Here is a 12,647-nt window from a genome sequence, read left to right as displayed (position 1 = left end):
CAGAACTTAGTTAATAGTTAATAGTTATTAGTTATTAGTTAATAGTGAATTTATTCTTAATACATTCTAGTAACTTGTAACTCTGAACTAGAAACTTCTAAATTCTAAGTTCTAAATTCTATTTCACCTTTGCCCAAGTCGCAACAAGCTTTTCACGACCCAGGCGAACAACAACGCGGTAAACTCCGTTTGTACGCACGAGAGAAGACATATCCACCTCGCCCGCCAAAACAGCCTTACGCACGACAAGACTTCCGCTCATATCGAACACGCTTATGTCAGCACGTTCCGGAAGCAAAAGCTTATCGCCAAGGAGCTTTGCTCTAGCCGCCATCTTGATACCTTGCAGCGATGTCGGAATTGAATCCTTAGCATCCTTGCAATCCACACCAACACGGCAGACACCATCTAGGTTAAAGCCAAACGCATCAAGGTTCGGAGCACCATCAGAAGTCACCGACATAAACTTGAGTTCGGCTTCGCCCTGCGGCGCATCCATCACAACGTAAGCAGTATCCCACTTGTCCCAGCCACCTGTCGGAGGGGCGCTCAAATAGTAGTCGTGGTCAAGGTAGGCATTGAACATACGGTCTGTAGAACCGCCATTGGCGTAACGCACAGCAAGCGTCACGTAGCCTGCACCGGGGAACTTCACCTTGTAACTTGCAAACGACACGTTCGTGTTATCCAAGTTGAAATAGCCATCGCCAATATAGCCAGTCCATTCCGTTTGGGTCCAGCCAATTCCTGCAGTATCCGGCTTACTTGCGTCAAAGAATTTCTTGATATCCTTATCCACCTTGGTTTCTGTCTCCTGACTGCCATCAATCGGCGTGAACGGTTCAAACGTCACATCGTCAAGGCTCTTCGGGGTCGTTGTCGGGAATGCAGTCAAAGCCTTGCCATCGCCCGTGTACTTCTGAGCGGTACCGCCTTCATACACTGCAGTGAACTGCGTCGATGCAGAACCCATGACAAACGTGTGGATGTACGGAGACTTTACATTGGAGCGGCTCGGGGCGCCGACCTTGTTGCCGTTACCGTCATACCAGCCCAAGAACTTTTTGCCGGACTTCGGAATGGTCTTGAGCATAACCGTCATGCCCTTCGGGTAGTAAGCGCTAAGAGAAGTCGCTTCGGCAGCGCCTTCCGGGCTCACCTTGACATCTACCTGGTACATAGGCGCCATGTAGTCGCCAAGTTTTTTCACAATCGGATCCTTGTGGGCGCGCATCTGTTCTGTAATGATACGTCCAAAGGCATTCGCACCATTCATCTGTAAATGCACCTGGTCCGTCTGGTCACTGCCCAAGTTGCTATATTCAGATTTTGTAGCATAGTTGAAGATAAACTGTGCCGAATAGCGTTCGCCCACAGAAATCATGTAGTTCGCGACCATTTCGCTCATATCGATAAACGGAACGTTCAATTCCGTTGCAAGGCTCTGGTTAAGAGCCGGGTAGCCACGATAGCTGTTATGGATCTGCGTTGGAGAATCATAGTACAAGCGACGAATCGGGCTCATGATAATCGGATAAGCGCCTTTCGCCCTGACATCGCTCACAAGCTTTTTCATGTTGGAGGCAAAGAAGTCTTCCGTGCTGTAGTTCACGTCGTTAATTCCGAACTGGACAACGACATAGTCGCCAGCCTGCAACTTGTCCGCAATGCAACCACCATTGGAGCAGCCCTTTTTAAAGAACATGTCGTAATAGCCGACCGCGGTGTTACCCTTTTTGTCCTTACCGCCGCCACCAAGCGACATGCCGCCCTGTCCACGGTTCACCACTGCCGCCTTGTTTACATCGAACCAGTAATGAAAATCCTGGCCCTGGCCCTGTTTGGGATAATAACCATCAGCCCAGTCCTGCATGGTGGAATCGCCAAGCATATAAATTGTAACCTTAGCCATTGCAAGTGGAGCCGCAATCATCGAAGTCGCAACAACGCCCTGCCAAAACTTAGAAAACATACCCATTTGAAAACCTCTTAAAAAATCCCAAAAGCTTCCGAGAGCAACTCCCGGAAGCACACAAGTTATTTTGCGGCCTTACGCAAGCTCTTCGAAATCACGCGACCGTTCAATTTCACAACCATCATGTAAGCACCACGCGGGAGCATTTCGCGGTCAAACATCACCTTAGACGTTCCGGCAGTCACATTGCGGGAGATTCCGCCAACGAGCTTACCTGTCACATCAAAGGCATAGATTTCAGCAAGGCCTGCTTCATTTGTATGGAGGATTCCCGTTACCGGATTATAAACATTCGGCCTGAACGACTGAGGCGCAATCGATACCGGCTTGTCAACAACCTGCGTTCCATCGTAAAGTTCTACGCCGTCAATTCCGAACGTGAACATATCAACATTCGGGCCACCGTCACTTGTCATCGACGTCAGCTTGAGCGTATTGACGCCAGCCTTCAGCTTCACATCTACAGAGGCCTCTTTATACGTTGTCCATCCTGTAGCCGGGAAACTAACCGTACCTGCCGACTTGCCATTCACGCTAACAGCCATGCTACGATCAGCATTTCCACCATTGGCGTAACGGATTGTCAAAGTCGTCTTAGCCTCGGTCTTCGAGAAGATTTCCCAAACACCATAGCTAGAAAGTGTGTTATCAAAATTGAAGTAACCGTTCTTGAGGAACCCTTCGTTTGTTTTTTCGGTCCACCCCACACCATCCTTCGGCGTAGAAGCATCGAGCATAGACAAACCGTCGTTCACAACCGGAGTCGTATCGACCGGCACTACGACATTTTCACCGACCACGTAAATATCCGGCTGCTTGAGAGATTTCGCCATATCGGGCAAGAAGTATCCCGGATGCGGTGGTTGGTTGTAAGCTGTATTTTCGGAAGCGACTGCCGTGCGGTAGGTGGCGTCGTGCATCAGCGTGTAAAGACGATACGGAGATGTCACCGGAGTCGAGACAATGTACATCGTGGTCGGGTCCTTTTCGCTACGCACCACCAGTTCTTCGCGCCAGTCGCCGAAGAGATCTGCCACGAGGCTCGGCGTATTCTTGGTGCCATTGCAACCCGTTACACCAAGCGCCGTCGGGCCATCAAAGTAAACTTCTGCCTTGATATCCTTAGAATTGAACTTGGTCACGTAGGCGCCATCCAAGAGTTCATCCTGCAGGTCACCGTCAAAATAAATGCGGAAATTCTGCGAAACAGCCGGAGAACCGATTCTTTCGTGCTTTACAGTAAACATTCCACCGCCCTTCGCAGACCACATTTCGTAACCGCGATGGGTAGAATCTACGTCAGCAGCCATGCCACGGCCGTTGTCTACGCCAGGATTCGGCTGAGGCGTTCCCCAGATAATCGTGCCATCGTTTGCACGAAGTTCATCGGTATATTTGGCATCCTTGTGTTCATGCACATCCCAGGATTCAAGCCCCGGACGGTCCGGATCCATATCGGCAATATGGTGGGCATCGCCATGACCAAGGCCAGTGCGGTAACGCAGGGTGCCATCGTGATTCAAGGCTGCAGCACCGAAAAACACTTCATCATAACCATCGCCATCGAGGTCAGCCGCCTGAAGACTGTGGTTTCCTTCGCCATAGAGACCCTTGCCCGGGTCTTCAGACTTGTGGTACCAGCGTTGCTTCAATGTTTTGCCATCAAAATCATACGCAACCACATAAGCAGACGTGTAATAACCACGTGCAAAAATTGCACTCGGATGGACGCCATCCAAGTAGCCAGTCGCAGCCAGGTAGCGTTCGCAACGGTTACCGTAGTTGTCGCCCCAGTAGCCCTTGCCATCCTTGCCCTTCACATGCTGGTTGATGTCTCGACTCGGCACAAAATCAACCGTCGAAACCGCAGCGCCATCAGCACCGCGGAAAACGGTCAAGTATTCCGGCCCCTTAAGCACAAGGCCGCTACCGTCACGATAATCCTTGGACTTGTCGCCCACAGCCTTGCCCGTACCATCAATCGTTCCGTCGGCAGTCTTCACAATCATTTCGGCTTTGCCATCGCCGTCGTAGTCAAATACCTGGAACTGCGTGTAGTGCGCACCTGCGCGGATATTCTTGCCGAGGTCAATGCGCCAAAGGCGCTTGCCATTCAGCTTGTAGGCATCAATAAACACGGTACCCGTATAACCCGTTTGCGAGTTATCGTGAGCGTTAGACGGATCCCATTTGAGAACCAATTCATATTCGCCGTCACCATCGAGGTCAGCCGTGCTCATATCGTTCGGAACGTAAGTGCACGTTTCACCGTTCGGCATAGTCTGTGCTGCAGGCGGCTCCACTTTAAAAGTCTTATATGGGAAAGATTTTCCGCTATTGGAGACCGTTTTATCTAAAACGAGCGACAAACCAACCTGAGATTGCTCCTTGCCATCGACAACGGCAGCCACCGTGTACTTGGAGGTAGCTGTGCCAGCAGCATCAAGGTAGCTCGTGCCGGCAGACTTGCCAATCGAGGCAAGTTTCTTGCCATCACGATAGAGGACAAATTCCGTCGCCGGGTCGTCGGTTCCCAACAAGCGCCAACTGACAAGCATTCCCTTGCCCACATTTGACGCCACAAGGCCGCGTGTCAAGTTTTCCATTTGACGCGGCGCAGCAAAAGACGGAACAGCCAAGCCCGCAGCCAACAGCGAACTTGCCAAAATAGCCTTAAAATTATGATTATATCCCATATACAACGCTCCTAACGGTGTAAAACCAAACTCTTGTTTCTTTCAAATATAATCTCTTTTCAATAAAAAGTCCACATTTTTTATTATACTTTTAACTTTCAAACAATAATTTGCTAGAAAAAGTCCACAAAAGGAATTTATTATTTGTCTACATTAGTAAACCTGTTTTTAGGAAATTTCGACCACAAAAAGTACAGTTTTTCGTAAAAAAACGAAACGAAACGCGCCAAAAGTTCTCGTAAGTCGTTCCTTTAACTATATTTAACACGAGTATGCCGCATTGGTGGAAAAATTTTTCGTGGGAATGGCTGTTCGATCATATCGCAGCCCGTTCTCCGACGTTCGTCAAAATCATGGTTGTCACCGGAAAATCATTCCTGTACTATCACGGAATGACCCGTGCCGCATCTTTGACCTACACGACGCTCGTGGCAGTCGTCCCACTCCTCATCATGCTCACTTCCATCACGCTCGCCGTCGGGTTCGGTAACTTCATTTCGGACTACCTCCCCATCGTGATTGACATGCTCAATCTGGACTGGCCGACCGAGCAAATCATGGACATCGTCGAAAATGCCGAGCACATCCCCATCAAAAAGCTCGGATTTATCGGTGCAGGCGGTCTTTTTGTCACGTTTATCCTCGCATTCGGAAGCCTCGAAACGAATTTCAACGTGGTCTGGGAAAACAAGACTTCCAGAACTTTGATTCGCCAGATTAAGATTTACACACCATTCCTCCTCATCGGGGCTGCCGTAGTCGGCATGTTCGCAGGTTTCGTGAACCATGTGCAGAACGTGCTCAAAGTCATCATTGTTGACGGATTCCACTTTTCGCCGGAAGTCATCAAGGCGCTCATCACCGTATTCTGGTACTCGGCATTCCACATCGCGGCTCTCCTCGTGATTTTCATTATGCTTTATGCGCTCCCAGCGCGCCCGGCAGGCCACAAGCCCTACACCCGCCGTAAGCTGTTCTTAGCGTCGATGCTCTCGACTTTGCTTTCTTGGCTTGCCATCAACATCTACGTGAAGATTCTGATGCTCATCCAGACGGCAATGGTCACGCGCATGTCCATTTTCTACGGATCACTAGCTTTTATTCCACTATTCCTCTTCCTGCTCTTTGGCGTCTGGTCCATCATTTTGTGCGGCAACAGTCTCGTGTGGACGATTTGCCACTGGCCCGCGGTCAGCGCAAAGAACTGGAGATGGGAAGGAAACACGGACGGACTATGAAAACAAAACTTTTGACATCTCTCCTCATGGCGCTCTCGCTCGCCGTAAGCTCCCACGCCGAACTCCAGGGTTCACAAGATTATGAACCGGGTAAAGTCGAATCTTCCGATTGGAGCGCACTTTTGGGCGTTAGCGGTGGTAACTCCCTTATCGCCCGCGACGGAACGATCTTTATGAACCTCCGCGTCGGTATTGTATTGAACCCGCACATCAGCTTTGGCGCTTATTTTTCGACCATCCTCAGTGACGTGAAAAACCCAAAAGTTCGGCACCCGCAAATGCTCGACTACCATTCATACGGCTTTTTCGCCGAACCGGTCGTTTTCCGTAGCGGATTGTTCTCGATTTCGCTCCCGGTTAGCATTGGTGGCGGCAGCGTGAACTTCTTGAACAAGGGCGACGAAGACGGATTCAAGTCTGACGACGCATTCTTCACTTCTGACTTTTCGGCACAGTTCAACTTCCGCGTCACAAAGCTCCTTGAAGTTTCTATCGGTGGCGGTTACAGGCTGTTCGCAGGCATCGAAGAAAACAACTTGAAGAACAAGGATTTCCGCACCCCGTTTGGCGAACTGAGATTCACGTTTAAGGAATAGCGGCGAAGCCGCAGTTGACGGCAGAAAGTAGACTGAAAGAAGGCCCGGCAGTATGTGAACTGCGCGGGCTTTTTTTTTGCAAATTTCGGACAGTCCAAAGCTGTCCATTTTCTACGGAACTTCTGCAGAGTCCCTTGTTGTTAGTCCTTTAGGCAACGAACCGGGAAGGCATTGTTCTTGCTGAAGTCGTACAGATACCCGTCTCCATAGTAGTAGCGCAGGTACATGTTGTTGGCATAGCCGCTAGTGAACTCCGTAGCACACCAAAAGTACGCGTATTTGCCACCATCGTAGAAATAGCCATCCCCTTCCCTGTAGCCAACGGGCCGTGCAGAAAAGCCGTAAGCATCCGTACCGTTTCCATTTTCGTCCCAACCACTCTGGGACTTAAGAACCTTGCCCGCATTGTCCTGGCCACCCACTGCCGCGAACAACGTTTTCCATTCTGCCGGACTGGGCAGGTGCCAACCGCTAGGACAAATCCCCTGCACCTTGCCAGAAAGACCGCAGGTTTTGCCAAAACCACAGTCCAACGGATTCGAGGCATCGTTTGCAAGTTTCACCGAGTCGATGGCTGCCGCCCAGGTGTAAAGGCGACCTGCCGCTTCGCAATTTGCGACCGAATCATTGTAGCACCAGCTCTTCCCCTTGAGGCTCGGGGTATTGACACTGTCGGCGTAGTTAAGGTTTTCGGCCATCCAGGTCTGGGAACCGATTGTCACGGTCTTGTACGTTTTACCATCGCGGCTGTCGGTAAGATTTCCGTTAGTCACATCGGCAGGCTCAGTGACCTTACTAGAATCGCTGACGCCACCGCAAGCAGCAAGGAGTGCCAGGGATCCTACAGCCACTACGCGGCTCCAAAGTTGCAAATGTTTCAGGTATTTCATAGAACCTCCACGATAAGCATTTTGTAAGAAATCTATAATTTAATTTTACGAAACGTAACAGAATAGGGCAAAAAAAATCATTATTTGATATTCCGTTCGCCCGTTAACAGCCACCACGTTAGTCCAGGAACGAGCTGCCGAGGCTGTAGTTCAAGCGCATGTAGTACGCGAAGTCGCTATCGTCCTCGGTAGAACTCCAAAAGTACGCGTTGTTGCCCTTGTTGTCGTAATCCCCATTGAGGCCCCAGAAGCCGGCAGGGAGCGCCGAGAAGGCGAAGGCGTCCCCGTTGGTGATGCCACTATATGCAGTCCAGCCTGTTGCCGACTTGAGTTTCTGACCCGCAGTAGATTGACCACCCACTGCGGTAAACAAAGCTTCGAACTCAGCTCATGTAAGCAGGCGCCAACCTTGGGGGCATACGCCACGAACAGGATAAGTCGGCGAGCATGTCTTGTTATAGCCGCAGCCCTTGCCGTTCATGCTCCATGTGCCCGCGCTGTCCATAGCAGCTGACCACTCGTAAAGGCGGCCATATTTATCACAATAACTTGCTGTATCATTGTAACAATAACTATTTTCTGTTTCGTAGTTCAAGTTTTCAGCCATCCAAGTCTGAGTGCCAATTTTCACAGTTTTGTACTTTTGACCATCACGGGAATCAGTCATGGAACCCATTGCTACGTTCTCAGAAGACGATGAAGATTTTACGGATGGCGAGGATTCTACTGTTTGTATTGGCACATGAACCGGGGAACAAGTCACACGATACGTGTCGCCAGCAACGTCAATCACAAGCGAGGCTCCATAATCACCCGTAGTTGCATAAGTCACTTTCTGAGATAAACCACCAATACCTAGCACAGAAGCACTATCAGGAGTTCCGCCTTCAAAGGTCCAATAAAACGAAGCACTCAACAGTTCCGTAGCACTCAAACTTCCATTTCGAGTAAATTTCCATGAAATTTGATACTCTTCATTTACAGTAAAGTTGTCTGGACCACACGTACCAACAACTTTAGACGACGATGAAGCCTTGACACTACTACTCGATTTTGCCACAGAGCTTGATGAAGATTTTGCGGAAGACGAAGACTTCTGCGTCTGTTCTGATTTATCATCCTTTAGACAACGAACAGAGTACCAGAACACCTTATTGTGGTAGTTCAGACTAGCAAAATCGTAGCCGTAGAACAAGTACACGTCGTACGCATTATCGCTATCGTAATCTGTAGAACTCCAGAAATATGTGAGGTTGCCCTCGTTGCGGTAATATCCATCACTATTTCTGTAGCCAGCAGGCAACGATGAGAAAGAAAAAGAATCAGAACCATCACCATTGCCTGCCCAATCTGATTTGGATTTAAGAACCTTGCCTGCAGTTAATTGACCACCAACAGAATTAAACAAAGTTTCCCATTCTGTTTCACTTGGCAAATGCCAGTCTGCAGGGCAGACAGATTTCGCAGCAGCCCAAATGTAAAGGCGACCGTACTTGGAACAATTGCTAGTCGAATCTTTATAACAATAGCTATCTGCCGTTTCGTAGTTCAAGTTTTCGGCCATCCATATCTGGTCACCAATTTTCACAGTTTTATAGATTTGACCATCGCGAGAATCTGTTAAAATTCCTTCGAAGGAATTAATCCCGGACGAAGATTCTGAACTACGGGAAACACTGTCGCTAGATTTCACAACCGAACTTGAGGAACTGTAGGCGCCCCCTGAGGAGGACGATTGATCAACAGTAGAGTTCTGCTCTTGTTCCTCAATTTTATCTTCAACTTGCGCTACGTAATCAGTACAGGAGGAATGCAAGATTCCAACAAGCAAAATCCAAAACATATAATTTACACGCATACATTTTCCCCTCTAAAAATACTTAGTGGCAACGTCCATCGCCATCAGAATTCAAATCTATAGATGTTTTCATCATGAAATTGGACTGGGATGTATGACGTTCCGCATAGAAGATGTGGAACGGGTAGTTTTCGCCTTCGATAAGTCCGAGAGTATCTAAATCCACTGCGCCCAAAATCTGCGTATGCACACCGCCAAGATCCACAACGAGATGATTGTTTATAAACACCCAAACATCATCATCACCAAAAAACTCGAAGTATTGGCCCGGAACATATTCGAACGCTGCCTGGATTTTCATGGTGAAGCCAAAATTATGTTTCTTGTTAAGACCGCGGATATTGTCAAAATAAGGGTTCAAAACAGTCTGTTCAGCATCAAGATATTGGAAGTCATCGAGCAAGAAAAATCCGCCTTCTGGGCTGGTGTCGTCTTTTTGCGCGAGCCAAAGACCATCATCTTGGAGTTGCAATTCGATAAAACGGCAGGTGGCATTGGTGTACTGTTCATCGTCTTTTTCAACAACAACTTCAGGTAGGAACCACTTGTCGAGATGTGTTGTATTTTTACAGTTTTCAGGAAAGTTCGCTACAGGTACAGGAACTCCATTAGCACCCAAGATCTGTTCAACCATGCCTTTCACGTGAGCAAGACATCCGCCAGAACCGAAGTCTGCGCTAACGCCATTAGCGGGGTCACCGTTTTGGCCTTCACCATCACCGTCACCATTGGTGCCGTGAAGCCAATCAAACATCGTTACCGAGAGAGTTTTGACAGGGCAATTACCAAGAATGCCCGGGTAGCACACATATGCATCTAGTTCATTGTTCGAGTTTTCAATAACCCACAGAGTATCACTCAAAGCCGCTACACTATCAAGGGAAATTTTCGCAGTATTTTTTGAACCAACAGTCTGCTTAAAATAGACCTTAAGTCCAACCGTTGGTAATTTTGCCTTGGCCTCGAACCAACCACAGAAGTTTTTTACAGCAGTCATGACAGATTCATTACCATCAATAGACATAATAGCGCTTGTATTTGTCCATGAAGGCATAAACCGAATTATAATTTGAGTAGAATCATTCCGATCCTGTACAGACGGAAACTCAGCACATTCAAGAGCTTTTATTTTAGATGATGAAGATATTTCCTCTTTTACAGAACTACTATACGCGTTTTCATTATCTGAACTGTCAGACTTTACACTGCTATTCGACTTAGCGACAGAAGATGAAGACTTGAGCCTGGAATTATCAGACGACTCAACAAAGGACGTCCGTTCTTGTTCTTCTATTTTATCTTCTATTTGCGCCACATAATCAGTACAAGCGGAAAGTAGAAAAATACAAGATATTACAAGCCACTTCATAGCATCTTCCTAAAACACAAAACTGAGACCAATACCAATTGCACCAGCAATAGCAACACCAATACCAACACCACGAAGCGTCTGACCCGTTTTTGCATCATCCAAATCCCGGTGCAAGTCGACGCTATTCCTTTCAGCAGCATCCTTAGCCTTGCTGTTCCCAACCACAGCGAGTACAACGCCAGTCACCGTTACCGCAGCACCAATGCCAAGTACAACCCAACGAGGCCCGCTCTTTTTAGCAACGTTTTCAGCAGAAGCATTTTCAGCAGAATCGCCACCTACATTTGCAGGGATGCTCTCGCCCACTTGCGGTGTTGTTTTACCATCCACTTCATTATAGGCATCATTTGCAAGCACACGCACCGAATCAGATGCTTTAGGATTCACAATAGGCATTTCAGTTTTTTGTTCATCAGCAACGTTTTCTGCAGGAACCGGAGCCATCTCATTAACTTCAGCAACAACGGGTTCGGATACTGGTTGAGTCATATTTTTCACAACGCCAAAAAATTCAGCCGACTTTTCGCGAACAAGAGCTAGGAGATCCTTCACGTCAGATCCTTGACCGTTGAAACTTGCGATGAGCTTATTTCCCGCCGTTTCGTAAAGTTCCGCAGACAAAGTCAGGTCGCCACCAAAGCTACCCACACGTGCTTGGCAAACGTAATCCGCAGCGATGTTCTTGCCTGTTTCAACAAGGCAACTGCCTTCGCAATCTTCAATTGCTTTCCCTGGAGGGAGCATCTGCATAATGTTTTCGCGGGTCATAATCGTGTAGTTTTGCGTCGCAGGCAATTGCGTCACAGCTTCTTCACGCAAAACATTCGTAAGATATTGACGGTCGGTAAGAGAAACAATTTCCCTTGCATTACCATCAGCTCCCGTTTCCAAAACGGCCACATACGCCGCGAAAATGTCTGTTGAAAGCAATAAAATCAACAAAGAAATCAATAGATTTTTCATAATTTCAAATATAATTTTTGTAAAAAGAAATTTCCAACATTCTTGCTAACGGTTGATTGCAAAATTTAGTGTTTTTCCGTTTTTCGTGATTTTCGTTTGTAGATTTACCACAAACCGCAAAAACTGCAAAATGTCAAGAAAAATACGAATCATTGACATCTGATTTTGCAAAACTTATTTTTAGAGGCAAAAGGCACATAAATGGCATACAAGGCGTTACAAATAGCTCAATTGCTTTTATCAAAAGCTGCAGAAAGAAATCAAGAATTGATGTCCAATCTCAAGCTGCAAAAAATGCTTTACTACGAGCAGGGTTTCCATTTGGCCGCATTTGACACTCCTTTATTTGACGAAAATATCGAAGCATGGATGTTCGGTCCTGTAGTTCCTGAAGTCTATGAAAAATATGCAAAATATGATGCAAAGGGAATTGAACCTCCTACCCAAATAGACATCAAACTAAACGAAGAAGAAACAACTTTGTTCAACAACGTCTTTGATGTATACAACCAGTATTCAGCCGTAAAACTAGTAGAAATGACACATAGCGAGCCGCCATGGAATTCAGTATCTCCAGGCAAAGGCAACATTATCAGCCAAGAATCAATGAAGAAATTCTTCTTAACAAGACTCGCCTAAAAGAAATGACACATAAATTCAAAATTATTCCGCCAATACAAGGCGTCGCAAGTGTTTCTAGAACAGCAGTATCCAGCAACGACGTTCTTTTTTCATTCAAATATTTGGTTGAAGAATCATACAATAAGTGCAGCAACTCAAAATTTTTTACCGATTTACTTGGACGTTTCAAAAAATATTCGACAATAGGTTGGCAAGGAATCCGCGCTTCAGGGCGACATCAATGGGGCATGGAAAAAATGCCTGTTGGTCAGATTAAACATACCGCAAAAGCCGAATGTCTAACACCTGACGTAAAAGATTTGCACATTCTCCGTTCAAGCGGGGATAATCGCGTTTTAGTAGGATTACAGGAACAACAAGTATTTCACATTTTCTTCATAGAAGCCAGCTTCGGCGATATTAGCAATCACTGAAAAC

The 12,647-nt window shown here is 47.2% G+C and carries 9 protein-coding genes and 1 pseudogene; 4 read left to right on the top strand and 6 right to left on the bottom strand.

Annotated elements, in window-relative coordinates; genetic code table 11:
* Positions 1-118: 118 nt before the first annotated feature.
* Positions 119-1,972 (bottom strand): GDSL-type esterase/lipase family protein, encoded by a 1,854-nt coding sequence (locus FSU_RS14435; protein ID WP_244263660.1) that lies wholly within the window; start codon positions 1,970-1,972, stop codon positions 119-121.
* A 65-nt stretch (positions 1,973-2,037) separates the two neighbouring features.
* On the bottom strand, positions 2,038-4,671 hold the full coding sequence (locus FSU_RS14430; protein ID WP_015732314.1) for a rhamnogalacturonan lyase family protein: 2,634 nt from the start codon (positions 4,669-4,671) through the stop codon (positions 2,038-2,040).
* A 272-nt stretch (positions 4,672-4,943) separates the two neighbouring features.
* Here FSU_RS14430 and FSU_RS14425 point away from each other — a divergent pair, with 272 nt between their 5' ends.
* Both FSU_RS14425 and FSU_RS14420 read left to right on the top strand, forming a co-directional pair.
* The gene (locus tag FSU_RS14425; protein ID WP_014547088.1) at positions 4,944-5,909 is read left to right on the top strand and encodes a YihY/virulence factor BrkB family protein; all 966 of its coding nucleotides are present in this window, start codon (positions 4,944-4,946) and stop codon (positions 5,907-5,909) included.
* Complete coding sequence (locus FSU_RS14420; RefSeq protein WP_014547087.1) at positions 5,906-6,505, top strand: hypothetical protein; 600 nt, start codon at positions 5,906-5,908, stop codon at positions 6,503-6,505. The genes FSU_RS14425 and FSU_RS14420 overlap by 4 nt, the downstream gene beginning before the upstream one ends.
* A gap of 140 nt (positions 6,506-6,645) precedes the next feature.
* Here the strand turns inward: FSU_RS14420 and FSU_RS14415 are convergent, their stop codons facing one another.
* The 4 genes and pseudogenes from FSU_RS14415 to FSU_RS14395 form a co-directional block, all read right to left on the bottom strand.
* Entirely contained in the window at positions 6,646-7,395 is a 750-nt protein-coding gene (locus FSU_RS14415; RefSeq protein WP_014547086.1) for a fibrobacter succinogenes major paralogous domain-containing protein, read from the bottom strand.
* A 118-nt stretch (positions 7,396-7,513) separates the two neighbouring features.
* A pseudogene (locus FSU_RS14405) lies at positions 7,514-9,238 on the bottom strand (fibrobacter succinogenes major paralogous domain-containing protein).
* 37 nt (positions 9,239-9,275) lie between these two features.
* Positions 9,276-10,277, bottom strand: coding sequence for a fibro-slime domain-containing protein (locus FSU_RS14400; protein ID WP_244263659.1), 1,002 nt, complete (start codon positions 10,275-10,277; stop codon positions 9,276-9,278).
* 354 nt (positions 10,278-10,631) lie between these two features.
* Positions 10,632-11,588: a hypothetical protein gene (locus FSU_RS14395; protein WP_014547083.1), complete on the bottom strand. Its 957-nt coding sequence runs from the start codon at positions 11,586-11,588 to the stop codon at positions 10,632-10,634.
* Between the two features lie 201 nt (positions 11,589-11,789).
* Here FSU_RS14395 and FSU_RS14390 point away from each other — a divergent pair, with 201 nt between their 5' ends.
* Both FSU_RS14390 and FSU_RS14385 read left to right on the top strand, forming a co-directional pair.
* Positions 11,790-12,227: a Panacea domain-containing protein gene (locus FSU_RS14390; protein WP_014547082.1), complete on the top strand. Its 438-nt coding sequence runs from the start codon at positions 11,790-11,792 to the stop codon at positions 12,225-12,227.
* Entirely contained in the window at positions 12,146-12,643 is a 498-nt protein-coding gene (locus FSU_RS14385; protein ID WP_167530847.1) for a hypothetical protein, read from the top strand. Before FSU_RS14390 ends, FSU_RS14385 begins: the two co-directional genes overlap by 82 nt.
* The last annotated feature ends 4 nt before the right edge of the window (positions 12,644-12,647 follow it).

This window comes from Fibrobacter succinogenes subsp. succinogenes S85 (assembly GCF_000146505.1).
GTDB classification, from domain to species: Bacteria; Fibrobacterota; Fibrobacteria; order Fibrobacterales; family Fibrobacteraceae; genus Fibrobacter; species Fibrobacter succinogenes.
This window is presented reverse-complemented; position numbering and strand designations above follow the sequence as displayed.

Bases quoted from the DNA above. Each gene is read 5' to 3' on its own strand.
- FSU_RS14435 (WP_244263660.1), bottom strand. From the start codon at position 1,972: ATGTTTTCTAAGTTTTGGCAGGGCGTTGTTGCGACTTCGATGATTGCG.
- FSU_RS14430 (WP_015732314.1), bottom strand. From the start codon at position 4,671: ATGGGATATAATCATAATTTTAAGGCTATTTTGGCAAGTTCGCTGTTG.
- FSU_RS14425 (WP_014547088.1), top strand. From the start codon at position 4,944: ATGCCGCATTGGTGGAAAAATTTTTCGTGGGAATGGCTGTTCGATCAT.
- FSU_RS14420 (WP_014547087.1), top strand. From the start codon at position 5,906: ATGAAAACAAAACTTTTGACATCTCTCCTCATGGCGCTCTCGCTCGCC.
- FSU_RS14415 (WP_014547086.1), bottom strand. From the start codon at position 7,395: ATGAAATACCTGAAACATTTGCAACTTTGGAGCCGCGTAGTGGCTGTA.
- FSU_RS14400 (WP_244263659.1), bottom strand. From the start codon at position 10,277: ATGTCTATTGATGGTAATGAATCTGTCATGACTGCTGTAAAAAACTTC.
- FSU_RS14395 (WP_014547083.1), bottom strand. From the start codon at position 11,588: ATGAAAAATCTATTGATTTCTTTGTTGATTTTATTGCTTTCAACAGAC.
- FSU_RS14390 (WP_014547082.1), top strand. From the start codon at position 11,790: ATGGCATACAAGGCGTTACAAATAGCTCAATTGCTTTTATCAAAAGCT.
- FSU_RS14385 (WP_167530847.1), top strand. From the start codon at position 12,146: ATGGAATTCAGTATCTCCAGGCAAAGGCAACATTATCAGCCAAGAATC.